This window comes from Acidimicrobiales bacterium, assembly GCA_035316325.1.
Classification (GTDB): Bacteria; Actinomycetota; Acidimicrobiia; order Acidimicrobiales; family VFJN01; genus DASXTK01.
This window is the reverse complement of sequence record DATHJB010000024.1, coordinates 37,144-61,982: the sequence shown is the minus strand read 5'-3', so window position 1 is coordinate 61,982 and position 24,839 is coordinate 37,144. Positions and strand designations below refer to the sequence as shown.

The window sequence follows — 24,839 nt, the reverse complement described above, 5'->3', positions numbered from 1 at the left end:
CCCGATCCGCTTCGACGCAATCTAACCCTTCATGTGACGCCGGTGTTATAAAGTTCGGGTGAGCATCGCCGACGCCTTCGACCCGGACGACCTGGCCCCCCGCCACGACATCCCCCCGGGCGGTCGGAGCGGCTTCCTGCAGGTGGGGGAGCGCCAGGTGCACTACCTCGAGTGGGGCCACCGTGGGCTGCCGCCCGTTCTCGCCCTCCACGGCGGGGGCCAGACCGCCTACATGTACGAGGAGCTGGGCGCCGCGCTGGGCGACCGCTACCACGTGGTGGCCCCGGACATGCCCGGGCACGGCGACTCCGACCCGCTGGCGCCCACCGACACGTTCGGCCGCCAGGCGCTGGCCGCGGCGATCGCCCCGCTGCTCGACGCGTTCGGCCTCGAGCGGCTCGTGCTCGTCGGCGCCTCGTTGGGCGGCATCACGTCGCTCACCTACGCGTCGGGCCATCCCGAGCGGGTGACCGGGATCGTGCTGATCGACGTCGCCCACCGCCTGGAGGAGAAGGGTGTGCGGCGGATCATGGAGATGATGACCGCCCACGAGTCGTTCGGCTCGCTGGAGGAGGCGGCCACCGAGATCCGGCAATACCTGCCGCACCGCAAGAACGTCCGCGTCCAGAGCCTGAGCCGCAACCTGCGGCAGCGGGCCGACGGGCGCTGGGTCTGGAAGCACCGCGCCGGCCAGCGCTGGCGCGAGCGGGAGGCCGCCACGGCCGAGCCGGTGGACGCGAGCGTGATCCTCGCCGGGCTCGAGGAGGACGCGGCCGGGCTGCGCTGCCCGGTCCTGGTCCTGCGGGGCGCGGCCAGCGACGTGCTGTCGAGCCAGAGCGCCGAGGAGCTCGTCGACCTGATCCCCGACGCCCGGCTGGCCGTGGTGGAGCGCGCCGGGCACCTGGCCGCCGGCGACAACCCGCGCTCGACGATCGCCCTGGTCTCGGCCTTCCTCGACGAGGTCACGCCGTCATCGGAGTGACGCTGGTGTTAGATTTCTGGCAGTTCCTGACGGGGGAGGGTGCACGTGGGCGATCTGCGGATGCTCGTCGATGGTCGGCTGGTCGAGGGTGAGGGAGGTGCCACGTTCGACAACGTGAACCCGGCCACCGAAGAGGTGCTCGGCCCCGTGGCCGATGGCTCGGCGGCCGACATGGCGCGCGCCGTCGCCGCGGCCCGCCAGGCGTTCGACACCACCTCCTGGTCGACCGACCGCGAGCTGCGCAAGCAGTGCCTCCACCAGCTCCAGGCCGCCATCGAGGCGGAGCAGGAGGACCTGCGCCACGAGCTGGTCGCCGAGGTGGGGTGCCCCGTCCTGATCACCTACGGGCCGCAGCTCGACGCCCCGCTGCGCGAGGCGCTGACCTGGCCGGCCGCCATGGTCGACGACTTCGAGTGGGAGCGCCCGATCGGGTCCAAGGACGCCATGGGCGTCGGCTACGAGACCGAGCGCTGGGTGTGGAAGGAGCCCGTCGGCGTGGTCGGGGTGATCGTGCCGTGGAACTTCCCGTTCGAGATCACCCTCAACAAGCTCGGGCCCGTCCTCGCCATGGGCAACACGTGCGTGCTCAAACCCGCGCCCGACACGCCCTGGAACGCCACCCGCCTGGCCCGCCTGATCGTCGAGAAGACCGACATCCCGCCCGGCGTCGTCAACATCGTGACCAGCCGCGACCACATGGTGGGGGAGGTGCTCACCACCTCGCCCGACGTCGACCTGGTGGCCTTCACCGGCTCGACGGCGACCGGCCGGCGGATCATGGAGGCGGGGGCGCCCACCCTGAAGCGGGTCTTCCTCGAGCTGGGCGGCAAGTCGGTCAACCTCCTGCTCGACGACGCCAACCTGGAGGCGTCCCTGCCCAGCGCGGTCATGTCGTGCATGCACGGCGGCCAGGGGTGCGCGATCTCGTCGCGGATCCTCGTGCCCCGGTCCCGCTACGACGAGGCGGTCGAGCTCGTGCGGTCGGGCTTCGACGGCTGGAGCTACGGCGACCCCACGGACACGTCGGTGATGCAGGGCCCGCAGGTGTCGCGCAAGCAGCAGGAGCGCGTGCTCGGCTACATCGAGCAGGGCAAGGCCGAGGGGGCGCGGGTCGTGACCGGTGGCGGGGTGCCGGCGCACCTGCCGGTCGGGTACTACGTCGAGCCCACGCTGTTCGCCGACGTCGACAACTCGATGACCGTCGCCCGCGAGGAGATCTTCGGCCCCGTGCTGGTGGTGATCCCCTTCGACGGCGACGACGATGCCGTGCGCATCGCCAACGACTCGCCCTACGGGCTCTCGGGGATGATCACGTCCGGCGACCTGGAGCGGGCCAAGGGCGTCGCCCGCCGCATCCGCACGGGCACGCTGGGGATCAACGGTGGCGTCTGGTACGGCGCCGACGCCCCGTTCGGCGGCTACAAGGGCTCGGGCATCGGCCGGCAGTGCGGCCGGGAGGGCCTGGAGGTCTTCACCGAGACGAAGACCGTCGGCTGGCCCGGCTGACCGGTCCGAACCCCTACCGAAATTGCGTGGGAGATGGCGCCATAGCGGCCACCTGCCACGCAATTTCGGGGTTACGGGATGCCGCCGTCGACCCGGAGGGTGGCGCCGCTGGTGTAGCTGGAGGCGTCGCTGGCCAGGTAGAGGGCGGCGCCGACTATCTCGTCGGGGGCGCCGATGCGCTGGAGGGCGTGGCTCCGGGCGCCCCTCTCGAAACCCTCCATGTCCCAGCCGGCGGCGGCGTCGGTGAGGAACGGCCCGGCCATCAGGCAGTTCACCCGCACGGTCGGCCCGAGGGCGCCGGCGAGCGCTGCGGTCATGGTGTTGAGCCCGGCCTTGGCCGCGGCGTAGGGGATGATCGCCTCGTTGGGGCGGATCGACCCGGTGCTGCTCACGTTGATGATCGAGCCCCCGCCGTCGGCCACCATGCGGGGGCCGGCCAGGGCGCACAGCCGGAACGGGCCCTTGAGGTTCAGGTTCACCACGCTGTCGAAGAGCTGCTCCGACACCGAGCCGAGGTCGGGGTACACGGGTGACATCCCGGCGTTGTTCACGAGCACGTCGAGGTGGCCGAAGTGGTCGTAGGTGGCGTCGACCAGGCCCGGCAGCTCGTCCCACCGCCCGACGTGGCAGGAGTAGGGGAGCGCGGTCCGTCCCGTCGCCTTCTCGATCTCGGTCGCCACCCGCTCGCAGTTCTCCAGCTTGCGGCTGGCGATCACGACGTCGGCCCCGGCAGCGGCGAACGCCCGCGCCATCTGCTCGCCGAGGCCCCGGCTGCCCCCGGTGACGAGGGCGACCTTGCCGGTCAGGTCGAACAGCTCGGCCGGCGTGCGCACACGGGCGTCGTCGTCCGGTGCCGGGCTCACCGGGCGTGCACCGAGCCGAGCAGGCCGCGCTCGATGAACAGGGCGGCCGCCTCGATGACGGCCGGCGAGCGTCGCTGTGCTCCCATGGCGTCGAGCACCACCACCAGCAGCAGGGCCTCGGTCTCGACGTCGCCGAAGCCCCGGGGCTCCAGGACGCGGACGAGCCGGGTGCGCCCCCAGTCGAGCGCGGCGGCGGACTCGAGCGTCTGCTGGGGGTTGTCCTCCGCCCCGTCGACCCAGACCCGGACCATCGCGGCTTCCGACGCCGACGTGCTGGCGTAGCGCCGCAGCCAGCGCCGCAGCGCCGTCGGGCTGGCCGGACCGTCGGCGGTGGCGATGTCGGGGATGTCGGCGAACGCTTCGCCCACCCGGGTGATCGCCCGGATGGCGACCGCCCGCACGATGTGGTCCTTGTTCTCGAAGTAGCGGTAGAACGCGCCGTGCGACACGCCCGCCGACGCGGCGATGTCGTCGACCCGGGTGGCGTGGTAGCCCTGCGTGATCAGCACCTCCTGCGCCGCCTCCAGGAGCGCGTCGAGCGTGCGCTGGCTGGTGGGGGAGAGGTTGGCGGGGATGCGGTCGTCCTGGAGGCTCCCCAGCAGCGCCCCGCGCGTCCGGAGGCGGACCACCGGCTCGTCCGGTGCGGCGCGCACGTTGACCGCCTCGTCCAACCCGAAGAGCGTGCGGTGGACGACGTCGGCGAGAGCCGTGTAGATCCGCTCCTCCGGCAGCGCCCCCTTGGGCAGCGCGGCCCGGAGTACGTCGCAGAACCGGTGGGTGCGGGTGATGCTGCTCAGCAGCAGGTCGAGCACCGCGTCGACGTGCCGGGGCGGCAGGGTGTCGGTGGGGACCTTGGCCCGCAGCGCGGCCGACTGTCGGTTGGCGATCCGCGCCGCACCGCTGGCGACGGCCTCGTCGCTGGCCTGGGCGGCCTGGAACGCCTGGAACACCGGCTCGTAGGTGGCGTAGATGGTGGCGTGCTCGTCGATCCACTCCCGCAGCACCTTCCAGCCCGCCACGTCGGCGGTGATCTCCTTGAGCGCCTCGGTGGACGCCATCAGCTGGTGCGCCACGTCGCCGGCGAGGTGGCGGAAGACGTCTTCCTTGCTGGAGAAGTACTGGTAGAAGGCCGCTCGGGAGCAACCGGCGACCTCGGTGATGCGGATGACGCCGGTCTGGTGGTAGCCGAGCTCGCCGAAGACCTGGAGCGCGGCGTCGAGGATGCGCTTCTGCGAGCGCAGGCCGCGGGTGCCCACACGCGGGTTCTCGGAGAATGGAGCCCGCCGGAGGATGGCTTCCTCCTGGCCGCTCACTGGCGCATCGGGCACACCACACACCTTTGAAACTGACGACAGTGTCCGAAATCTAGCAGGGCCCGACCCAACCTCCGGCGATCCCGCGGCGCATCGCAGCCCGGCTAGGATTCTAACGTTTGCGTCAACTCTTGGAGGGTCCGATGGACCGGCACGAGCTGTACGTCGGTGGCGCCTGGGCCGCGCCGCGGGGCGGGGAGCGACTCACGGTCGTCTCGCCCCACACCGGCCGACCGATCGCCACCGCGCCCGCGGCCTCGACCGACGACGTCGACACGGCGGTCGCGCTGGCCCGGCAGGCGTTCGACGAGGGCGAGTGGCCCCGCACCCCGCCGGCGGCGCGGGCCGAGGTCGTCGCCCGGCTCGGCGCCCGCTACGCCGGGCAGCTCGACGAGATGGCCGCGGTGATCTCGTCGGAGAACGGCTCGCCGCTCACCTTCTCGCAGTTCGGGCAGGTCGGCGCCGTGCCCCGCATCATCGACGGCTACCTGGAGGCCGCGGCCGCCCTCGCCTGGGAGGACGACGTGCCCGGCGCCTTCGGCGGCGCCCGGGTGCTGCGCGAGCCCGTCGGGGTCGTCGCGGCCATCACCGCCTGGAACGTCCCCCAGATCCTCATCGTGGCGAAGCTCGTCCCCGCGCTGCTGGCCGGGTGCTGCGTGGTGGTCAAGGCCGCGCCGGAGTCGCCGCTCGACGCCCTGTTGCTGGCCGACCTGATCGACGGCTGCGGCTTCCCGCCGGGCGTCGTGAGCATCCTGCCCGGCGGCGTGGAGGCCGGACGCCGGCTCGTCGCCCACCCGAGCGTCGACAAGGTGACGTTCACCGGCTCGACCGCGGTCGGGCGGGAGATCGGGGCGGTCTGCGGCGAGCAGCTCAAGCGGGTGAGCCTCGAGCTGGGCGGCAAGTCGGCGGCGATCGTGCTCGACGACGCCGACCTGGCCCGGACGGCGGCCGGCCTCCGCTTCGCCTCCTACATGAACAACGGGCAGGCGTGCGCCGCCCAGACCCGGGTGCTGGTGCCCCGCTCCCGCCACGGCGAGGCCGTCGAGGCGCTGGCCGACGCCGTGCGCAGCTTCGTCGTCGGCGACCCGCTCGACCCGGCCACCGAGATCGGCCCGCTCGTCAGCGAGCGCCAGCGCGACCGCGTGCAGGGCTACGTCGAGCTGGGCCTCGCCGAGGGCGCCCGGCGGGTGGTGGGCGGCGAGCCGCTGCCCCCGGCGGCCGCGGACGGCTGGTACGTCGCCCCGACGCTGTTCGCCGACGTCGACAACCGGATGCGCATCGCCCAGGAGGAGATCTTCGGGCCGGTGGTGGTCGTCGTCGCCTACGAGGACGACGACGATGCCGTGCGCCTGGCCAACGACTCGATCTACGGGCTCGGCGGCTCGGTGTGGACCGCCGACAAGACCCGCGGCCTCGGCATCGCCCGCCGGGTGCGCACCGGCACGTTCGGCGTGAACAGCTACGGGCCCGACGTCGTCACCCCGTTCGGCGGCTACAAGAGCTCCGGCCTGGGTCGGGAGTACGGCACCGAGGGGCTGCAGTCGTTCGTCGAGCTGAAGTGCGTCCATGGGATCTGACCGGGTCGACGCGGTCCGGGCCTGGTACCGGCACCGGCACCCCGGGGCCGGCGATGTGACCCTCACGGTGGAGGACCCACCGGGCGGCGGCTACTCCAACGAGCTGCTGTTCGTGCGGGTGCACGGGGCGGCGCCCGCGCCCGAGACGGCGCTGGTCGTCCGGTGCGAGCCGACCGGCCCGCCGCTGTTCCCGGCCTACGACCTCGGCATGCAGGTCGCCGTCCAGGAGGCGGCGGCCGCGGGCGGGGTCCCGATCGCCGGGCCGGTCGTGCTCGAGGAGGACCCGTCGTGGCTCGGGTGCCGCTTCCTGGTGATGCCCTGGGTGCCGGGCCGCCATCCCGGCGAGGTGCCGACGGAGTGCTCGTGGCTGATGGCCGCGACCGCCGACGAGCAGCGGCAGGTGCACACGGGCTTCCTCGACGCCCTGGCGGCGATCCACCGCCTGCCGTGGGCCGGCACCGGGCTGGAGGCGCAGCTGCGGGGCGCGCACGGTGGCCTCGGCGACGAGCTGCGCTGGTGGGAGGACTACGCCGTCTGGGCCTGCGGGCCGCAGCCGGCCGATGCCCTGCAGGAGCTGTTCGCCTGGTGCCGCACGCACCTGCCCGCCACCGAGCCGCCCCGCTCGGTGCTGTGGGGCGACGTGCGGCTGGGCAACGTCGTGTTCGACGAGCGGTACCGGCCGGCCGCCGTCGTCGACTGGGAGATGGCGACGATCGGGCCCGCCGAGTCGGACGTGGCCTGGTTCACGGCGCTGTCGGCGATGACCGAGCGGTTCTTCGGCACCCGGGTGCCCGGCTTCCTCGACCGCGACGAGGTCGTCGCCCACCACGAGCGCGCCCTCGGGCGACCGCTGCTCGACCTGGGCTGGCACGAGGTGTTCGCCATGGCCCGCGCCGCCACGGTCGTGGTGCGGACGCAGGTGGTGGCAGCGCTGGCCGCCGGCTCACCCGTCCCCGATCCCGCCGACCACCCCGTCGTCCGCTACACGGCCCGCTACGTCGAGCGGCTCTGACGCCGGCGGTGAACTAGAGGAACGACGCCTCGGCGGTGAGGCCCAGGTCGGGGTGGGCGCCGGTGACGATCGACTGCACGGTCCCGACGCCCGTGTCGCCGGTCGCCGGGTCCTCGACGCGCACGATGCAGTCGCGGTGCTGGTGGAGCCGGTGGGCGACGTCGACCCGGTCGCAGCCGACCACGTGCTCGCCCTCCACGTGCAGCTTGCCGCGCCACTCGCCATGCCAGTGGTCCTCGAAGCCGCCGTAGAGACCGGTCCCCAGGTGGAAGCCCGTGTCCGACACCGGGCGGACCGTGAAGGTGCGCTCGCCGCCGTCGGCCAGCACGCAGCGCAGCGTGCCGCCGAGGAGGCGCCGGTTGCCGTCGTCGAAGCGGAGGTCGGGCACCACGTCGCGGAACGGCTGGGGGCGGCCGGCGCCGGCGGGTCGCTCGATGCCGCCCTGCACGCTCCCGGTCGACCAGCCGCGCCCGACGAAGCGCTGGTGGTAGACGAAGAGGCCGTAGGGGGTGCCGTCGGCAGCGGTCATCGTGACGGGCATCCACACGACCAGCCCGGCGGCGTCGGCCGGGGTGCCGGTCGGCTCGACGTCGTCCTCCGGTCGCCCGACCCCGTAGCGGACGCCCCACGAGCGGTCGCGGGCGCCGACCCACGAGCCCGGGTCGATCTCGTGCCGCTCGCCGTCGACCTCGACCCAGCCCTCCGCCACAGCCGTCTGGTGGAACCGGACGACGTCGGCGTCGATGCGGTAGCGGCTGCGGCTGACGTGCGTCTCCTGCTCCTCGACCGCGGGCGGGACCACCCCGCGCAGCTCGCACTCGAAGCTGATCGGCGCCACGTCGTTGGCGTCCAGGGCGATCCGCACCCGGGAGAGCGGCTCGACCACCTCGTAGCGGATCGGGCCGACCCCGGTGCGCTCCGGCTCGGGCGCCAGCCGGCGGCTGCCCCGGACGGTCCACTGCTCGGTGCCGCGGGAGACGCCGGCGAAGGCGTCCATCACGTTGCGGTTCGTGTACTTGCCCAGCCCGAACGCCAGGCTCAGCGAGCCGTCGCGGGCGGCGGCCATGGCCCACACCTTCTCGGTCCAGGCCCGGTCCGTCGGGGCGACGCGGGCGAAGGTGGTGGCGATCTGGTGGGTCAGCGACTCGTCGGCCGCCAGCAGCGGGCCGGAGGACGTCATCGTCGGGTGCCGGCGTCAGGCGCGCTGGAGGATGGTGCCGGTGGCGAGCCCGCCGCCGCAGCACATGGTCACCAGGGCGGTCTCGGCGTCGCGGCGCTCCAACTCGTGGAGCGCCTTGGTGAGCAGCACGGTCCCGGTGCTGCCCAGGGCGTGTCCGAGGGCGATGGCGCCGCCGTTCGGGTTCACCGTGGCGTGGTCGGGCTCCACCTCTCGCTCCCAGGCGAGCACCACGGAGGCGAAGGCCTCGTTGATCTCGGTGATGTCGATGTCGGCCATCGCCATGCCGGTGCGACCGAGCAGGCGCCGGGTGGCGTCGATCGGGCCGGTGAGCATCAGCGTCGGGTCGGAGCCGACGAGGCAGGAGTCGACCACCCGGGCCCGCGGCGTGAGGCCCAGCTCGGCGGCCTTCTCGGGGGTGGTCAGCAGCACGGCCGCGGCGGCGTCAGAGATCTGCGAGGAGGTGCCGGCGGTGTGGTAGCCGTCGGGGCCGACCACGGGCTTCAGGCCGGCCAGCGCCTCCAGCGTGGTCTCCCGCAGCCCCTCGTCGCGGGCCACGAGGTGGGTGGTGCCGGTGGGCTTGCCGTCCTCGCCGAGGTCGGGGGCGTCGACGGGCACGATCTGGCCGTCGAAGCGGCCCTCGTCCCAGGCGACGGCGGCCCGCTGCTGCGAGTCGACGCCCAGCGTGTCGAGCTCGGCGCGGGAGATGCCCCACTTCTCGGCGATCTGTTCGGCGGCCTCGAACTGGGTGGTCCACTCGTACTGCGGGAAGTACGACCTCGGGATCGCCTTGCCGACGCCCTTGCTCAGGCTCGACCCCATGGGCACCTGGCTCATCACCTCGACGCCGCAGGCCACGGCCACGTCGACCAGGCCGGAGGCGACGAAGCTGGCGGCGATGCTGGTGGCCTGCTGCGACGAGCCGCACTGGCTGTCGACCGTGGTGGCCGCCGCGGTGATGGGCAGGCCGGCGGTGAGCCAGGCCGTGCGGGTGACGTTGAAGGCCTGCATGCCGACCTGGCTGATGCAGCCGCCGATCACCTGCTCGACCTCGTTCGGGTCGATGCCCGACCGGTCGACGACGGCCTTCTGGGCGATGGCGAGCAGGTCGGCGGCGTGCATGCTCGACAGGCCCCCGTTGCGCCGCCCGACCGGTGTCCGCACTGCCTCGATGATCACGACCTCACGCATCGGCCCAGAATAGTTGACGCACGTGTCAGAAGCGATCGGGAACGGGCTACCGGCTGAGGATGGTGACGCTGGCGTTGGCGCCGCGGCCGATGGTCTGGGCGAGCCCGACGCGGGCGTCGGCAACCTGGCGCCGGGGGTCGGCCCGACCCTGCAGCTGGCGGACGATCTCGACCACCTGCCCCACGGCTGACGCACCGAGCGGCTCGCCTTTCGACAGCAGCCCGCCGCTGGGGTTCACCGGCAGCCGGCCGCCGAGCCGGGTGTGGCCGGCATCCAGGAAGGCGCCGCACCCGCCCGGCTTGCAGAGGCCCAGCTCCTCGTAGGCGAGCAGCTCGCGGGCGGCGTCGGTGTCCTGGCACTCCACCACGTCGAGGTCGGTCGGACCGAGGCCCGCCTCGGTGTAGGCGTCGGCCGCGGCCATCGCCGTCGGGGGCTCGGGGGCCGCGCCGACGAGGCCGCACAGGGGCGAGCCCTCGTTGAGGACGTGCCCGGGAAGGTGGCTGCGCAGCGCACAGGCCCGCAGCCGGACGCCGCCGCGGTGCCCGGCCTGGAGCACCAGCGCCGCCGCGCCCTCGTTGGGCGAGCACAGCATGAAGAGGTGCAGCGGGTCGCACACCATGCGGGAGGCCAGCACCTCGTCGGCGGTGACGGGCGTGCGGAACATCGCGTCGTCGTTGTGGGCGCCGTGGGCCCGGTTCTTCACCACCACGGCTGCCAGCTGGGCCTTGGTGACCCCCGACTCGATCATCAGGCGGCGGGCGCGCAGCCCGAAGTAGGCCGGCGCCGCGGTCAGCCCCAGCTGCTCCTGCCACGGCTCGAAGTAGGTCGAGCGGATCATCCCCTTGGGCATCTTCTCGACACCGAAGACCAGCACGGTCCCGTGCCGGCCCTCGCGGATGGCGCCGGCGGCCAGCGCCAGCGCGGCGGCGCCCGAGGCGCACCCGGCCTCGACGTCGACGATCGGGGTGCCGGTCAGTCCCAGCCGGCCAAGCACCCGGTGGCCGGAGGCGATGCCGCCGTAGGCCGTGCCGCAGAAGGCCGCGTCGAAGCGCCGTCCGACGCCGGCCTCGTGGAGCGCGTCGTGCACCGCGACCGCCCCCAGCTCGGTCGCGGTGCGCGACGGGTGCCGCCCGAACGGGACCATGGCGGTGCCGGTGACCTCGACGTCGGTCATCGCGGCGTGAACGCCCACGTCGACCGCCCGGCGTCGAGCGCCACGACCGTGAACGTCATGGGGTCGCCCAGGCTCAGCCGGTCGGGGTCGGGCTCGGTGAGGCGGGTGACGACCTGGAGGCCGTCGTCGGCCAGCTCCACGACGCCGAACCCGAACGGCACCTCGCCCTCGTAGCCCGGCGGGGCGGCCGTGACCGACGTCCAGCTCCACAGGGTGCCGTGGCGGGAGAGCTGCACCCGGACCGGGTCGGGTTCACCGCACCAGGGGCACCACTCGGCCAGGGGGAAGTGGCGCCGGCCGCAGGTGCCGCACTCGCCGCCGACGAGGCCGTCGCCGGTGAACAGCTCAGGTCCTGACACGTCCGTCATTTTAGTTTCACTTGTCCCGGGGGAGGCCGAGGACGCGCTCGCCCACGATCGTCCGCTGGATCTCGTTGGTGCCCGCCCAGATCGACGCCGCCTGGTAGTAGAGCCACGACCGCTGCCAGGCACCGTCGCCCGGGTTGCCGTCCGCGCCCCGCCACAGCGGCGACGCCGGCCCGAGCACGGCCATCACGACGTCGTGGAACCGCTGGCTCATCTCGCTCCAGTAGAGCTTCAGCGTGCTGCCCTCGGGCCCGGGCTCCCGGCCCTTGGCCAGCCGCGACAGCGACCGCCAGTTGTTGAGCTGGAACAGCCGCACCTCCACGAACGACTGCATGAGCTGCTGCCGGAGCCGCGGGTCGTCGTAGCTGCCGTCGGCCAGGGCCCGGCGGAGGAGCTCCTCGACGAGCTGCACGTGGATCACCAGCTGGCGGGGGTTGGTGCCGCGCTCGTGCGAGAGCGTCGAGTTGGCCACCTTCCAGCCCTCGTTCAGCCGGCCGACGAGCTGGTCGGTGGGCACGAACACGTCGGTGAGGAACACCTCGTTGAACTCGGCCTCGCCGGTCAGCTGCACCAGCGGCCGCACCTCCACGCCCGGCGCCGACATGTCCACCGCGAAGAACGAGATGCCGGCGCGCTTCGGGGCGTCGGGGTCGGTCCGGGCCAGGCAGATGCCCCAGTCGGCGAACTGGGCGTAGGAGGTCCACACCTTCTGGCCGTCGAGGCGCCACCCGCCGTCGACCGGCGTGGCCCGGGTGCGCAGGCCGGTGAGGTCGCTGCCGGCGTCGGGCTCGCTGAACAGCTGGCACCACAGGTCCCGGGCGTCGAGGATGCGGGGGAGCCAGCGGGTCTGCTGCTCGTCGGTGCCGTGGGCCAGCAGGGTGGGGCCGGCCAGGTTCACCCCGATGCGCCCGACCAGCTCGGGGGCCCGAGCGCGGGCGAGCTCCTCCTGGACGATGAAGTGCTCCAGCGGGCCGGCGCCCCGGCCGCCGTAGGCCTCGGGCCAGGTCACGCCCACGAGGTGCTCGCCGGCGAGCTTGGCCTGCCAGGTGCGCCCGAAGGCGACCTCGTCGCCCAGGTCGTCGTGCTTCGGGGGCAGCCCGACGCCCCACTCCCACGGGAGGTTCGCCCGGAGCCAGGCCCGCACGTCGTCCCGGAAGCGGCGCTGCTCGGCGGTCGGCATGAGGTCCACGAGAAATGACGCTAGCGTCAGAAACCTATGGACTTCGAGCTGTCCGACGACCAGCTGGCGTTGCGCGACGCCGCCCGCGCTCTGCTCGACGATCTCGCGTCGCCGGCGCGGGTGCGGGCGCACATCGGGGCCGGCGAGTCGCACGACGCCGGGCTGTGGGCGGCGATGGTCGAGCAGGGCTGGCTCGGGATCGACCAGGGCTTCGGCCTCGGCTTCGTCGAGGCGGCGGTGCTGATGGAAGAGGTGGGGCGGTGCGTCGCTCCGGCGCCGTTCGCGCCGACGCTGCTGGCGCTGTCGGCGCTCCCGTCGGGATCGCCGTGGGCCGAGTCGTTGCTGGCCGGGGGCATCGGCTGCGTCGGGTGGAGTCGCGGCGACGCGCGCCTGCTGGTGCCGTACGCACCGGTCGCCGACGTGGCGGTGGTCGCCTCGCCCGACGCCGTCGTCGTGCACGACCTCCGGGACCGCCGGCCCCCGCGGGAGTCGGCCATGGACCTGACCCGCTGCGTCGGCTGGCTGTCGCCCGACGCCCCGGGCGGCGAGCAGGTGGGTGGGCCGGCCGAGGGCGCGGCGCTGGTCGACCGGGCCGCCGTCGCCGCCTGCGCCGAGTCGCTGGGCGCCGCCGGCCGGGTGCTGGAGATGACCGTCGAGCACGCCAAGACCCGGGTGCAGTTCGGCAAACCCATCGGGTCGTTCCAGGCCGTCAAGCACCGCTGCGCCGACATGCTCGTCGACCTCGAGGGCATGCGCTCGACCGTGTACCACGCCGCCTGGTGCCTCTCGGCCGGTGACCCCGAGGCGTCGGTCGCCGCCTCCACCGCCAAGGTGTGGTGCGCCGACGCCGCCCGCCGGATCATGGCGTCGGGCCTCCAGGTGCACGGCGGCATCGGCTTCACCTGGGAGCACGACCTGCACCTGTACCTGAAGCGGGCCCAGCTCGACCAGGTCACCTTCGGCGACGCCCCCGTCCACCGCGAGCGCCTCGCCACCCTGCTCCGGGAACGGATCGCCGCCGGCGAGAGCGTCGTGTAGTCGTCACCATCCGAAATTGCGTGGCTGGTGGCCGCAACAGGGCCGTGAGCCACGCAGTTTCGGGTCATCCGGCCGTCAGCCCGAGGTGGCGAGGCGGCGGAGGGCGGCGCGGTCGGGCTTGCCGGCCGGGAGCAGGGGCAGCTCGGACAGCTGCTCCACCCGTTCGGGCCACTTGAACTTCGTCACGCCCTGCGCCTCGCACCAGCGGCGGCAGGCGGCGAGGTCGAACGGCGCCCGGGCCACGACGAAGGCGCACACCCGCTCGCCGAGCCGCCGGTCGGGCACGCCCACCACCGCTGCCTGACGGACGTCGGCGTGCGCCTCCAGCACCGCTTCGATCTCGGCGGCGGCGATGTTCTCCCCGCCCCGGATGATCACGTCCTTCATCCGCCCGACGATGGTCAGCCAGCCCTCGTCGTCGAGCGTGGCCAGGTCACCGGTGCGGAACCAGCCGTCGTCGGCGAAGGCGGCCGCGGTGGTCGCCGGGTCGTCGTAGCCGACGAACAGCTCCGGGCCCCGCACCCACAGCTCGCCGTCGACCACCCGCAGCTCGGCGTGGCCCACCGCCTGTCCGTCGGTGGTGGCCGCCCGCTCGGGCGGGTCGTCGAGGGTGGACGTCGTGACCGTCGGCGCCTCGGTCGACCCGTAGGTCCGTTTCACCCGGCAGTCCAGCGCCTCGGCCGTGGAGCGCACGAACGACGGCGTCACCCCGGCGCCACCGCACGAGACCTGGCGCAGCGACCGCACCTGCTCCGGGTCGAAGCCGGGGTGGTCGACCAGCGACACGAAGAACGCCGGCGGCCCGATCATGAACGTCACACGCTCGCGGTGGATCAGCTCCAGGGCCTCGCCCGGGTCCCAGCGGGCCATCGGCACGGACCGCATCCCGCAGGTGGTGAGCAGCACGCCGTTGAGCAGCCCGGAGATGTGGGCGAGGGGCGCGGCGAGGAGGGTGCAGTCGTCGGGGCCGAGCCGGTGGACGCCGGCCATCAGCCGGGCCTTGTGCAGCAGCGCCCGGTGGGTGTGGAGCGCCAGCTTGGGGGTGCCGGTGGAGCCGGAGGTGGCCAGGGCGACCGCCAGGTCCGCCGGTCGGGCGGCGCCCTGGCCCCGGGGGACGGGCTCGCCGAGGGGAAGGCTGTCGCCCGGGCCGAGGAACGCCGTCGGCCGTACCCGGGTGGCGATCGACTCGACGTCGTTCGGTCCCGCCAGGTGGTGGACCGGGACCGCCACGGCGCCCAGGCGCCAGCAGGCCCGGAACAGCGCGACGGGGCCGGGGCCGTTGGCCAGCTGCCAGGCGACGGCGTCGCCCCGGCCGACCCCGACGGCGCGCAGCCCGCCCGCCAGGCTCGCCACCCGTGCCTCGGTGAGGTCGTCGCCGGCGAGGGCGTCGTCGAGCGTGTCGGTGCTCCACGGGCCGCCGGGCGCCGCCCACTTCGCCGTGAGGGGGTGGGCGTAGGTGGCGGTGAGCTGTTTCGACACGAGTGTTAGTTTCGCACCGATGGACCTCACGTTCACGGTGAGCGAGCAGGCCTTCGCCGCCGAGGTGCGGCAGTGGCTGGCCGCCCACCTGGAGCCACTGCCCGCGTTCACCGGCCTCGACGACGAGGTCGCATGGGGCCGCCGCTGGCAGGCGCAGCTGGCCGAGGGTCGCTGGGTGGGCCTCCACTGGCCCCACGAGTACGGCGGGCGGGGGGCGTCGCCGCTGCACGTCGCCATCTTCAACACCGAGTACGCCCGGGCGCGGGCGCCGCAGCCCGTCAACCGCGTGGGCATCAACCTCGCCGGGCCGACGCTGCTGGCCCACGGGGCGCCCGAGCAGAAGGCCCGCTGGCTGGCGCCGATCCTCACCGCGGAGGAGCTGTGGTGCCAGCTGTTCAGCGAGCCCGACGCCGGCAGCGACCTGGCCGGCCTGCGCACGACGGCGCTGCCGGTGGAGGGCGGGTGGGTGCTCAACGGCCAGAAGGTGTGGACGTCGTACGCCCAGTTCGCCCGGTGGGGGATCTGCCTGGCCCGCACCGACCCGGACGCCCCCAAGCACCGTGGCCTGTCCTACCTGGTGGTCGACATGCACGACCCCGGCGTGGAGGTGCGGCCGCTGGTGCAGCTCACCGGCGAGGCCGAGTTCAACGAGGTGTTCCTCAGCGACGTCTTCGTCCCGGAGGATCACCTGGTGGGGGAGCGTCATCAGGGTTGGGCCGTCGCCAACACCACCCTGGCCCACGAGCGGGGCACCAACTTCCCCTTCAAGGAGCAGGTGGTCCACGAGACCTACGTCCAGGAGCTGCTCGAGCTGGTCGACGGGGCCGGCCGGTGGGACGACGTGGCCATGGTCGACCGGCTGGTGCAGGCGTTCGTGGAGGTGCGGGTGCTGCGGTTGCACAACTGGCGGACGCTGTCGCGGTTGGCCCGCGGTGAGGAGCCGGGTGCCGAGTCGAGCTGGGTGAAGCTGGCCTGGACCGACATGACCCAGCACCTGTCGGCCACGGCGCTCGACCTACTCGGACCGGAGGGCGCACTCGCCGGCCGCTGGTCGCGGCAGTGGCTGTGGAGCGGCGCCGCCGGCATCGCGGGCGGCACCTCCGAGGTCCAGCGCACGATCATCGCCGAACGGATCCTCGGCCTACCCCGGTAACCCTCCGAAATCTCGACACCAGTGGCGCTATTGCCACCATTCCTGTCGAAGTTACGGCTGGGGCAAGAGGCGCTGGCGGCCGTGGGACGCGAACTCGGCGGCCAACCCGGTGGCCGCGTCCGGCGTGAGGCGGGTGTAGGAGGAGCCCGGCTCGGGGCGCCACCACACCGGGTCCGGGGTCTGCCAGGCCTCGTGGCGCAACGCCGGCTTGGCGATCTTGTTGGTGGCGGTCATCGGCAGGCCCGGGGTCACGCGCACGAACCGGGGCCACCACTTGGGGCCCAGGTCGGCCTGTTCGGCCAGGAACCTGGCGAAGCCCTCGGGGTCGAACGTCGTGCCGTCCCGCAGCTCGACCGCCATCATCACCTGGTCGCCGGTGCGGGGGTCGGGCACCGAGTAGACGGCGACCGCCGCCACGTCGGGGTGCCGCCCGACGATGCGCTCCACCGGTGCCGCGGCGAAGTTCTCGCCGTCGACCCGCAGCCAGTCGATGGTGCGACCGGCGAAGTAGAAGACGCCGTCGGCGTCGCGGTAGGCCAGGTCGCCGGACCAGAACCAGCCGTTCCGCAGCCGCTCGGCGGTGGCCTCGGGGTTCTCGTAGTAGCCCTCGAACGTGGCGTCGGCCCCGGCGTCCCGGCGGACCAGCTCGCCGATGGCCTCACCGCTGTTGAGGAGGCGACCCTCGCCGTCGTGCCGCGCCGGCGGGCACTCCCGACCGGTCGCCGGGTCGATGACCGCGATGTCGACGCCCGCCTCCGGCCGGCCCAGCGCCCCCGGGAGCTGGCGCCGCACGGGGAACAGCCGGATGGCACCCTCGCTCGACCCGTAGCCCTCGACCACGGTGACGCCGAAGCGGGCCTCGAACTCGGCGATGTCCCGGGCGGACGACTCCGGCGCGATGGCGAAGGCGATGCGGTGGTCCCGGTCGTCGGCCGAGGATGGCGTGGCCAGGATGTACGAGAGCGCCCGGCCCACCGTGTTGAAGTAGGTGACGCCGAAGCGGCGGGCGTCGGGCAGGAAGCCCGAGGCGGAGAAGCGGGAGCGCAGCACGATCGTGGCGCCGGCGCCCATGCCGGGCAGCAGGTTGGAGGCCAGGGCGTTGCCGTGGAACAGCGGCATCGAGCAGTAGAGGACGTCGTCGGGGGAGAAGCCCAGGTCGGCCATGGCCCCGATGCGCCCCTGCGTGGCCCGCACCGCCTTGGGCGCGCCCGAGGATCCCGACGTGAAGATGAGGACGAACAGCGCGTCCGGGCCCGGGAGCCGCGCCTCGGGCGGCGGCGCTCCGACGTGCTCGTCGAGGAGGCTGATCCAGGCCCGGTCCTCGACCACCAGCACCCGGTCGGCCGGCAGCCCCAGGTCGAGCCCGGCCAGCAGCTCCGCCTGACGGCGGTCGGTCACGATCAGCTGGCAGTCGGTGTGCCGGATGTCGGCGGCCAGCTCCGCACCGCGGCGGGTGGGGTTGATGCCGACGATCGCGGCGCCTTCGAGCGCGGCGGCACCGAGCAGGAACACGTACTCGGGCACGTTCCCGAGCAGCACCCCCACGTGGAACGGCCCGTCCCGCCGGAGCGACCGCAGGACGGCCGCCCGCACGGCCGACTCCTGCACGACCTCCCGCCAGGTCCACGACGACCCGTCCACGTCGGCCGACCGCAGGCCGACGTTGTCGTCATCGCGCCGGCGGAGCACCACCTCCGCGACGGTCGCCATGGTCAGTGGCGCTACGGCTGGGCCGGCTCGCCGAGGAAGGCGGCGGCGCGGTCGCTGTCGAGCTCGGCGCTCGGTCCCTCCCAGGTGACCTCGCCGGTGTCGAAGGCGACCGCCCGGTCGGCGAAGTCGAGCGCCCGCTCCAGGTGCTGCTCCACCAGCACCACGCTGGTGCCGCCGTCGCGGACCCGGCCGAGCGCCCGGTACACCTCGTCGATCACGATCGGCGCCAGGCCGAGCGACAGCTCGTCGGCGATCAGGACCGCCGGCTTCAGGACCACCACCCGGGCCAGCGCCAGCATGCGCTGCTCGCCGCCCGACAGCGAGCCGGCGATCTGGCGGCGTCGCTCCCGCAGCCGCGGGAACAGGTCGAAGGCCTGCTCCAGGGCGTCCGACACCCCCGACCGGCCGTAGGTCTGGCGGAACGACAGGGTCAGGTTGTCCTCCACGCTGAGCGAGGCGAACACCGAGCGGCCCTCGTTGGCGTGGGCCACGCCCCGCCGGGCCAGCTCGTGGGGCGAGAGGCCGGTGACGTCGTCGCCCTGCAGGCGGACGCTGCCCTGCGTCGGGGCCAGCAGGCCGGAGCACACCCGGGCCACCGTGGTCTTGCCGGCGCCGTTGGGCCCGACCAGCGCCACCGCGGCGTTGGCGGGGACGGTGAAGCTGACGTCGAACAGCGCCCGGAAGGGGCCGTAGGCGGCGTCGACGTGCTGCAGCTCGAGCATGGGCGTGTCGGCGGCAGTCATGCGCTCACCCCCAGGTAGGCGGCGCGGACGTCGGGCCGGGCCAGCACCTCGCCGGTCTCGCCGTGGGCCACCAGCCGGCCGGCGTCGAGCACGTACAGACGGGAGGCGAGCCGTCGGACCAGGGGGACGTCGTGCTCGATCAGCAGGATCGCCGTCCCGGTCCGCTCCCGCACCTCCTCCAGCACGACGGCCAGCGCCTGGGTCTCGTCGCGGTCGAGCCCGGACGACGGCTCGTCGAGGAACAGCAGCACCGGGTCGCAGGCCAGCGCCCGCCCCAGCTCCACCAGCCGGGCCTGCCCCAGCGTCAGCGTCTCGACGGGCCGGTCGACGTGCGCGGCGAGGCCGAGCAGCTCGGTGATCTTGCCGGCCTGCTCGCGCTCCGCCGGCGTCGGGCGCCCCTGCCCGAGCAGGTCGCGCCACACCCGGGCGCGGCCGGAGCGGGCCTGGATGGCCACGAGGAGCTGGTCGGCCACCGACATGCCGGCGAAGAGCTCCACGCGCTGGAACGTGCGGGCGATCCCCAGCCGCGCCCGGGTGGTGCCCGAGCACCCGTCGAGGCGGTCGCCCCGGAACCGGACCACGCCGGCCTCCGGTCGCAGGCGGCCGGTCAGGCAGTCGAACAGGGTGGTCTTGCCGGCGCCGTTCGGGCCGATCAGGCCCACGCACTCGCCCGGGTGCACCTCCAGCGGGACGTCGTGGAGAGCGGTGATCCCGTCGAAGCGCTTGGTGACGCCCTCGGCGGTCAGCAGCGACGCCTCGGTCCCGCTCCCGTTCTCGCTCCCGTTCTCGGTCATGCCGCCTGCACCTCCTTCACGGCGAGGGGCGCCGCCGCGGGCTCCCGGCCCTGGTCGCGGCGCTGGAACCGCCGCATCACCGCGGTCGTCTGCGCCTGGATGATGCCCTCGGGGTGGCGGACGTAGGTGAGCGCGCCGAGGCCGAACAGCGCCGTCGACAGGCCGGCCGTCCAGTCGGTCGGGATCAACGGCAGCCGTTGCAGCAGCTCCGGCATCAGGAAGAACGCCATGCCGCCGAACACCGCGGCCTGCACCGACCGGGCCCCCATGGTCACCACCAGCACCACCCACACCAGGCCGGCGAAGAACGTGAAGCTCTGCTCGTAGTTGGCCGAGCCGGTCCACGAGGCGGTGAGCCCGCCGCCGAAGCCGGCGATCCCGGCCGCCAGGGCGAAGGCGACGACCCGCTGCCGCAGCGGGCTGATGCCCACCGCGATCGACGCCGCCTCGCTGCCCCGCAGGGCGTCGAGCAGCCGGCCGGTCGACGCGCTGCGGAGCCGCACCACCAGCCCGCCCACCACGGCCAGGCAGACCGCGGCGAACACGAAGAACAGCTCGTCGTCGGCGAGGTCGAGGCCGCCGAGCAGCGGGCGGGGGACGTCGATCGGCGTGCTGCCCCCCGACACCCAGCCCAGCGGCACCAGCACGTTCTGGAACATCAGGGCGAACGCCAGCGTCGCCAGCGCCAGGTAGATCCCGTCGAGGCGCAGCAGCGGCACCGCCAGCAGGCCGCCGACGATCGCCGCCACCAGCGCGCCCGCCAGCATCGACGTGAGCACCGGGAGGCCAGCGTTCTCGGTGATCTGGGCTGTGGCGAACGCCCCGATCGCGGCGAACGAGGCCTGGCACAGCGACACCATCCCGCCCATCCCGGTGAGCAGGGTGAACGACAGGAGGATCACGCCCAGCACCACGCCGCTGGTCACGATCTGGAGCCAGAACGAGTCGAGCACCGCCAACCCGAGGAAGAGGCCGACGACGCACGCGCCGATCGCCACCACCCGGTTGGCCACGGTGAGGCCCCGGCTGCGGCCGACGCTGGGCGGCGCCGGCGGGGGCGGGTCGACGCCGGCGAGCGGGTCGGACTCCACCCGGTCGCCGAGACGCGGTGGGCGCAGCAGGAGCAGCAGGAACAGCACCACGAACGGCAGTGCCGGCCGCAGCCCGGTGGACAGCACGCTGTCGGTCGGCAGCAGCCCGGCCAGCACCGCCTGGAGCACACCGAGGCCGATGCCACCCGCCACCGCGAGCGGGATGCTCACCAGGCGGCCGACCACGCAGGCGGCCAGCGCGGCGACCAGCAGCGTGAAGAAGTGGAGTGGCAGCAGCTCGGCGAACAGCGGAGCCAGGAGCACTCCGACCAGCCCGGCGAGCGCGCTCGACAGCGCCCACGCCACCATCGACACCCGGTCGGCGTCGACGCCCCACAGCTGGGCCATGCGGGGGCTCTCGACCACGGCCCGCATGCGCAGGCCGATCGCCGAGGCCCGCAGCATGATCGTCAGCCCCACGACGACCAGCGCCGTCGACAGGATCGTGACCACCTGGCCGGCGTCGAGCACGTAGCGCCCGCCCTCGTTCCACAGCCACTCGTCGGTGCGCGTGACCGGCCACAGCGGGGGAGGGTTCTTCTGCGACTGGGTGCCGAGCCACAGCTTCACCAGCTCGGGGATGGCGACGAGCAGGCCCAGGGACGTGACGATGCGGGTCAGCGGCGGCGTGCCCCGCAGGTGCCGGAACAGGCCCCGCTCCAGGATCAGGCCGAGCAGCGGCGCCACCACGCCGATGGCGAGCAGGGCCGCGAGCAGCAGCGGCCACTCGTGCTCCTTGCGCACGACGTAGAACACCGCCGCCGACACGTACGCCTGGGCGGCGAACGCCAGGTTGAACACCCCGGACGTGCGGTAGGTCAGCGTGAGGCCGACCGCCAGCAGCGCGAACACGCAGCCGATGGGCAACCCCCGGATGGCGTACTCGAGGAGGTCGCCCGTCATGCCGTCGGGGTTCCCTCGAGGGTGCCGTCGGCGGAGCGCTCCAGGCAGACGAAGGGTTTGCCGGCCTCCCCGAAGCTGGGGACGAACGCGTCGCCGTCCACCGTCGAGAAGGCGACGCACGACGGGTCGGATTCCTCGGTGTGGGCCTTGGTCCAGTCGACGCCGGCGAGGAGGCCGTCGGCGTCGAAGTCGGTCAGGGCGTTGATGGCGTCGATGACCTTCTGGCGCGAGAAGTCGGGACCGGCCTCCCGGAGACCCTCGACGAACAGGGCGGCGTTGAGCCAGCCGTTCATCGTGTTCTCGTTGGCCTCCTTGCCGCTGCGCTCGATCCAGTCGAGGTAGTCCTGCAGGCCCGGCGGCGGGTCCTCCACCTCGAAGGGGGAGAAGAAGGTGAGGACGATCGAGCCCTGGAACAGGTCGCCGAACTCGGTGATCAGCTCGGGGTCGTAGGCGTTGGGGAGGTACTGCACCGCGTCGAGCGACTGGCGCTTCATCTCGCGGGCGAGGGCCACCACGGCCTGGAGGTCCATGCAGGTGAGCACCAGGTCGACGCCGGCGTCCTTCATCTGCGAGACCTGCACCGAGAGGTCGGCCGTGCCGTAGGCCAGCGACTTGTCGACGAACCCGACGGTCGGCCCGTCGGCCCCGGCGTGCTGCTCGACCGAGTTCTCCACCCCGGTGGCGCAGTCGGCGGACTGGGGGACGTTGTAGGCCAGCAGCCCGAGCGTGCTGGCGCCGATCTGGTCGGCGACGAAGGGGACGATGGGGGAGCCGCACGTGAAGCAGAGGAACGAGCCGTTCTGGCCGAAGAGGTTCTCCCGCGGGTCCTCGGCGGAGCCCTCCCACTCGGGGTTGATGCTCCAGCCGAACGTGGGGACGTTGGCCTCGACCAGCTCGTCGGCCCCGCTGAACAGGAGCACGGCCACGGGCAGCACGGCGAAGACGTCGTCCTGGGAGAGCAGCTGCTGGACGGAGGCGTCGTTGTTGGCCACCTCGTCGTCCTGGCGGACCGCCAGCTCCAGCTGCCGACCGTGGACGCCGCCGTCCTCGTTGACCATCTCGAAGTAGGCCTCGACCCCGTCGGCCACCTGGTCGTACTTGCCGCCGAGCGGGTTGGTGGCCGAGGCGACGCCGCCGACCCGGATGGTGCTGTCGCTCACGCCGGGGGCGTCGACCGTGACGGCCTCGCTCTCCTCCTCGGAGGACTCGTCCCCACCGCTCGAATTGCCGCAAGCCGCGGCGAGCAGACTGCCCGCCAGGCCCATCACAAGCCACGCAGTGCGTTTCGTCGACACAGCGCCCCCCTTCCGACGTGGTCCTTCGCTGGCCGTAGCGTAATCACGAATCTGACACTCGTGTCGTATTTTTCCCCTCCCGGCCGCCATCCGTGAGCGGTCCGCCCCACCCCCCTGACGGCACCGGCCCGCCGAGCAGCTTCCGTTCGGATGGCTGCCACGGCTGGTCTGGGAGCTGCACGGTGGGCAGCTAGCGTCTCGCCGGTGAGCGCCGAGGAAGGATCGTCGGGCGTCGCCTCGACGATCGTGTTGCCGATTTCCCGCTACCCGCAGCTGTTGGACCGGTCGAGGTGGCGTGAGCACGGGTTCGCGTCGGCTGAGGACTCGGATGTGTGGAGCGACCGGGCGTGCGGGGTCGCCTGCGTGGCGATGCTCATCGACTTCGTGACCGGCGAGCCTGTGTCGGTGGTCGACCTGCTCCATGCGGGCCGGGACCTGGGTGCCTACTGCGATCGTGGGTGGCTGCACGTCGGCCTGGCCGACCTGCTCACCAGTCGGGGCATCCCGGCCATGGCCGACCAGATCGACTCAGTCCACGACCTGGCGCCGATCCTGCGAGGCGGCTGCCCGGTCATCGCCTCGATCACGTTGCACTTCCCGGAGAACGGCTCCCGGGGCGGCCACCTCGTGCTTGTGACCGGGGTGACCTGCGAAGCCGACCGTGTGGTCAGCGTGCACTTCAACGATCCGTCACGGTGGGGCGCCGAGAACAACGTTGTACTGGCCGAGCGCTTCGCAGCCAGCTTCACCGGCCGGGTCGTCCGCACCCTGGCACCGGTTGCGGCGCCGCGCCGAGTCGACGCGTGATCCAGCTCGACGCTCTCCGGGCACTCTCTGGCGCCGAGCTACGGCAGGACGGTGCCAGCGCCTTCGGCCAAGCAGCGACGGACACCCGAACACTCGCCGACGGGGACCTCTTCTTTGCCCTGGCCGGCGCCCGTGACGGCCATGCTTTCATCCCTGACGCCGTCACCAAGGGCGCCGCCGGTGTGGTCGTGTCCGACCCGTCGGTGAGCGTCGCTGACGGGGTCACGATGGTCTTCGTGCCCGACACCCTTTGGGCCTTGCAGCAGCTCGCGGCAGCGCATCGTCGCCGGAGCAGCGCCGAGGTGGTCGCCGTGACCGGCAGCGTCGGCAAGACCACTACCAAGACCCTCATCGCAGCTGTCCTCCGGACGAAGCACGACATCCTCGCCAACGAGGCCAGCTACAACAACCACATCGGTGTCCCGTTGACGCTGCTCGGCATCGAGGACCGCCACACGCACGTCGTCAGCGAGGTGGGCACCAACCACCGTGGCGAGATCGACGCACTGGCCGAGCTCATCGACCCCGACCTCGCCGTGCTCACCACGATCGGCTACGCGCATGTCGGCAACTTCGCCTCACGCGACGAGCTGGCAGACGAGAAGGCCGACCTCCTGCGTCGTGTCCGACCGCACGGGGTCTGGGTCCTCAACGGTGACGATGCCTTGCTCGCCACCGCGGCCGGACGGATCGATCGACCCGACGTCACCGCGATCAGAGTCGGATTCGGCCCGGGCAACGACATCCGGGCCACTGATGTCGTCGTGCACGAGCACGCCACCGTGGGGCGCATCGAGGCCGACGGACGATCGCTGCCCTTCGAGTTGCCCGCCGCCGGCCATCACGTCGTCTACGCCGCACTGCTGGCCGTCGCTGTCGGCCGCCACCACGGCGTCGATCTTCCCGTGGGCATCGAGGCGCTGCGTCAGACGCCGCCACCGGCAGGCCGTGCCGACCTGCACCGCCTCAGTGACGACCTGCTCGTCATCGACGACAGCTACAACGCCAGCCCCGACGCGGTGCTCTCCGCGCTCGACCTGCTGGGCCAGCTCCCGGGCCGGGCCAAGGTCGCCGTGCTCGGCGAGATGCGAGAGCTGGGCGACTTCACCGACGAGCTCCACCAGCTTGCCGGCACTCACGCAGGCGCCGCCGCAACCCACCTCGTCACGATCGGCGCCGCCACAAAACACCTCGCAGAAGCGGCCGTCGCAGCCGGTCTGAAGCCATCGCGGGTCATCACCGTCGATTCAGCTCTCGACGCTCACGCCAGCGCACGACGCATCGTCGACTCGACACCCGGGCCGACCGTCGTCCTCGTCAAAGGGTCGAGGTTCCGGCACACCGAGCGGGTCTACCTCGGGCTCACCGGCCGCCAGGTCGCGTGCGGTCTCGACGTGTGCAGCCTCTACATCAACTGCGCAAGCTGCCCCAAGCTCAGCACCGGTTCAGGCTGACCGGCACCGGGGTCGTCAGGAAGGGGACGTAG

At 73.0% G+C, this 24,839-nt stretch carries 21 protein-coding genes; 8 read left to right on the top strand and 13 right to left on the bottom strand.

Annotated elements, in window-relative coordinates:
- The first annotated feature begins 58 nt into the window (after window positions 1-58).
- Window positions 59-982 (top strand): alpha/beta hydrolase, encoded by a 924-nt coding sequence (locus VK611_03555; protein HMG40372.1) that lies wholly within the window; start codon window positions 59-61, stop codon window positions 980-982.
- 45 nt (window positions 983-1,027) lie between these two features.
- Window positions 1,028-2,488 (top strand): aldehyde dehydrogenase family protein, encoded by a 1,461-nt coding sequence (locus VK611_03550; GenBank protein ID HMG40371.1) that lies wholly within the window; start codon window positions 1,028-1,030, stop codon window positions 2,486-2,488.
- A gap of 71 nt (window positions 2,489-2,559) precedes the next feature.
- Here VK611_03550 and VK611_03545 read toward each other — a convergent pair whose 3' ends face one another.
- Together VK611_03545 and VK611_03540 are read right to left on the bottom strand one after the other, a co-directional pair.
- A complete protein-coding gene (locus VK611_03545) occupies window positions 2,560-3,351 on the bottom strand; it encodes a glucose 1-dehydrogenase (GenBank protein HMG40370.1) in 792 nt (263 codons plus the stop codon).
- Window positions 3,348-4,607: a TetR/AcrR family transcriptional regulator gene (locus VK611_03540; GenBank protein HMG40369.1), complete on the bottom strand. Its 1,260-nt coding sequence runs from the start codon at window positions 4,605-4,607 to the stop codon at window positions 3,348-3,350. The genes VK611_03545 and VK611_03540 overlap by 4 nt, the downstream gene beginning before the upstream one ends.
- Window positions 4,608-4,807: 200 nt before the next feature.
- Between VK611_03540 and VK611_03535 the strand changes: the two genes are divergently transcribed.
- Together VK611_03535 and VK611_03530 are read left to right on the top strand one after the other, a co-directional pair.
- On the top strand, window positions 4,808-6,241 hold the full coding sequence (locus VK611_03535) for an aldehyde dehydrogenase (GenBank protein ID HMG40368.1): 1,434 nt from the start codon (window positions 4,808-4,810) through the stop codon (window positions 6,239-6,241).
- The gene (locus VK611_03530) at window positions 6,231-7,253 is read left to right on the top strand and encodes a phosphotransferase family protein (GenBank protein HMG40367.1); all 1,023 of its coding nucleotides are present in this window, start codon (window positions 6,231-6,233) and stop codon (window positions 7,251-7,253) included. The genes VK611_03535 and VK611_03530 overlap by 11 nt, the downstream gene beginning before the upstream one ends.
- Window positions 7,254-7,266: 13 nt before the next feature.
- On the opposite strand, the gene VK611_03525 is transcribed toward VK611_03530, so the two are convergent.
- From VK611_03525 to VK611_03505, 5 genes are read right to left on the bottom strand one after another with little or no spacing between them, the layout of a single operon-like run.
- A complete protein-coding gene (locus tag VK611_03525; GenBank protein ID HMG40366.1) occupies window positions 7,267-8,433 on the bottom strand; it encodes a hypothetical protein in 1,167 nt (388 codons plus the stop codon).
- 15 nt (window positions 8,434-8,448) lie between these two features.
- Window positions 8,449-9,621 carry a steroid 3-ketoacyl-CoA thiolase gene (locus VK611_03520; protein HMG40365.1) on the bottom strand — a complete coding sequence of 391 codons (1,173 nt, stop codon included), beginning with the start codon at window positions 9,619-9,621 and terminating at the stop codon, window positions 8,449-8,451.
- 46 nt (window positions 9,622-9,667) lie between these two features.
- Window positions 9,668-10,795, bottom strand: a complete 1,128-nt coding sequence (locus VK611_03515) for a thiolase family protein (protein HMG40364.1) — start codon at window positions 10,793-10,795, stop codon at window positions 9,668-9,670.
- Entirely contained in the window at window positions 10,792-11,154 is a 363-nt protein-coding gene (locus VK611_03510) for an OB-fold domain-containing protein (GenBank protein ID HMG40363.1), read from the bottom strand. Before VK611_03510 ends, VK611_03515 begins: the two co-directional genes overlap by 4 nt.
- Before the next feature lie 16 nt (window positions 11,155-11,170).
- Complete coding sequence (locus tag VK611_03505) at window positions 11,171-12,340, bottom strand: acyl-CoA dehydrogenase family protein (GenBank protein HMG40362.1); 1,170 nt, start codon at window positions 12,338-12,340, stop codon at window positions 11,171-11,173.
- 36 nt (window positions 12,341-12,376) lie between these two features.
- On the opposite strand from VK611_03505, the gene VK611_03500 reads away from it, so the two are divergent.
- A complete protein-coding gene (locus VK611_03500) occupies window positions 12,377-13,378 on the top strand; it encodes an acyl-CoA dehydrogenase family protein (protein ID HMG40361.1) in 1,002 nt (333 codons plus the stop codon).
- Window positions 13,379-13,453: 75 nt separating this feature from the next.
- Here VK611_03500 and VK611_03495 read toward each other — a convergent pair whose 3' ends face one another.
- Entirely contained in the window at window positions 13,454-14,857 is a 1,404-nt protein-coding gene (locus VK611_03495; protein ID HMG40360.1) for an AMP-binding protein, read from the bottom strand.
- A gap of 19 nt (window positions 14,858-14,876) precedes the next feature.
- On the opposite strand from VK611_03495, the gene VK611_03490 reads away from it, so the two are divergent.
- Complete coding sequence (locus VK611_03490; GenBank protein HMG40359.1) at window positions 14,877-16,010, top strand: acyl-CoA dehydrogenase family protein; 1,134 nt, start codon at window positions 14,877-14,879, stop codon at window positions 16,008-16,010.
- Between the two features lie 51 nt (window positions 16,011-16,061).
- Here the strand turns inward: VK611_03490 and VK611_03485 are convergent, their stop codons facing one another.
- The 5 genes from VK611_03485 to VK611_03465 are packed head-to-tail and all read right to left on the bottom strand — an operon-like array spanning window position 16,062 to window position 22,411.
- Complete coding sequence (locus VK611_03485; protein ID HMG40358.1) at window positions 16,062-17,720, bottom strand: AMP-binding protein; 1,659 nt, start codon at window positions 17,718-17,720, stop codon at window positions 16,062-16,064.
- Window positions 17,721-17,731: 11 nt separating this feature from the next.
- On the bottom strand, window positions 17,732-18,463 hold the full coding sequence (locus VK611_03480) for an ABC transporter ATP-binding protein (GenBank protein HMG40357.1): 732 nt from the start codon (window positions 18,461-18,463) through the stop codon (window positions 17,732-17,734).
- Window positions 18,460-19,257: an ABC transporter ATP-binding protein gene (locus VK611_03475; GenBank protein HMG40356.1), complete on the bottom strand. Its 798-nt coding sequence runs from the start codon at window positions 19,255-19,257 to the stop codon at window positions 18,460-18,462. The genes VK611_03480 and VK611_03475 overlap by 4 nt, the downstream gene beginning before the upstream one ends.
- Window positions 19,254-21,251 carry an ABC transporter permease gene (locus VK611_03470; GenBank protein ID HMG40355.1) on the bottom strand — a complete coding sequence of 666 codons (1,998 nt, stop codon included), beginning with the start codon at window positions 21,249-21,251 and terminating at the stop codon, window positions 19,254-19,256. The genes VK611_03475 and VK611_03470 overlap by 4 nt, the downstream gene beginning before the upstream one ends.
- Window positions 21,248-22,411 carry an ABC transporter substrate-binding protein gene (locus VK611_03465; protein HMG40354.1) on the bottom strand — a complete coding sequence of 388 codons (1,164 nt, stop codon included), beginning with the start codon at window positions 22,409-22,411 and terminating at the stop codon, window positions 21,248-21,250. The genes VK611_03470 and VK611_03465 overlap by 4 nt, the downstream gene beginning before the upstream one ends.
- Window positions 22,412-22,750: 339 nt before the next feature.
- Between VK611_03465 and VK611_03460 the strand changes: the two genes are divergently transcribed.
- The gene (locus tag VK611_03460) at window positions 22,751-23,353 is read left to right on the top strand and encodes a C39 family peptidase (GenBank protein ID HMG40353.1); all 603 of its coding nucleotides are present in this window, start codon (window positions 22,751-22,753) and stop codon (window positions 23,351-23,353) included.
- Window positions 23,350-24,807 (top strand): UDP-N-acetylmuramoyl-tripeptide--D-alanyl-D-alanine ligase, encoded by a 1,458-nt coding sequence (gene murF / locus VK611_03455; GenBank protein HMG40352.1) that lies wholly within the window; start codon window positions 23,350-23,352, stop codon window positions 24,805-24,807. Before VK611_03460 ends, murF begins: the two co-directional genes overlap by 4 nt.
- Window positions 24,808-24,839 lie beyond the last annotated feature (32 nt).

Bases quoted from the DNA above. Each gene is read 5' to 3' on its own strand.
- VK611_03535 (HMG40368.1), top strand. From the start codon at position 4,808: ATGGACCGGCACGAGCTGTACGTCGGTGGCGCCTGGGCCGCGCCGCGG.
- VK611_03530 (HMG40367.1), top strand. From the start codon at position 6,231: ATGGGATCTGACCGGGTCGACGCGGTCCGGGCCTGGTACCGGCACCGG.
- VK611_03525 (HMG40366.1), bottom strand. From the start codon at position 8,433: ATGACGTCCTCCGGCCCGCTGCTGGCGGCCGACGAGTCGCTGACCCAC.
- VK611_03520 (HMG40365.1), bottom strand. From the start codon at position 9,621: ATGCGTGAGGTCGTGATCATCGAGGCAGTGCGGACACCGGTCGGGCGG.
- VK611_03515 (HMG40364.1), bottom strand. From the start codon at position 10,795: ATGACCGACGTCGAGGTCACCGGCACCGCCATGGTCCCGTTCGGGCGG.
- VK611_03505 (HMG40362.1), bottom strand. From the start codon at position 12,340: ATGCCGACCGCCGAGCAGCGCCGCTTCCGGGACGACGTGCGGGCCTGG.
- VK611_03500 (HMG40361.1), top strand. From the start codon at position 12,377: ATGGACTTCGAGCTGTCCGACGACCAGCTGGCGTTGCGCGACGCCGCC.
- VK611_03490 (HMG40359.1), top strand. From the start codon at position 14,877: ATGGACCTCACGTTCACGGTGAGCGAGCAGGCCTTCGCCGCCGAGGTG.
- VK611_03485 (HMG40358.1), bottom strand. From the start codon at position 17,720: ATGGCGACCGTCGCGGAGGTGGTGCTCCGCCGGCGCGATGACGACAAC.
- VK611_03480 (HMG40357.1), bottom strand. From the start codon at position 18,463: ATGACTGCCGCCGACACGCCCATGCTCGAGCTGCAGCACGTCGACGCC.
- VK611_03475 (HMG40356.1), bottom strand. From the start codon at position 19,257: ATGACCGAGAACGGGAGCGAGAACGGGAGCGGGACCGAGGCGTCGCTG.
- VK611_03470 (HMG40355.1), bottom strand. From the start codon at position 21,251: ATGACGGGCGACCTCCTCGAGTACGCCATCCGGGGGTTGCCCATCGGC.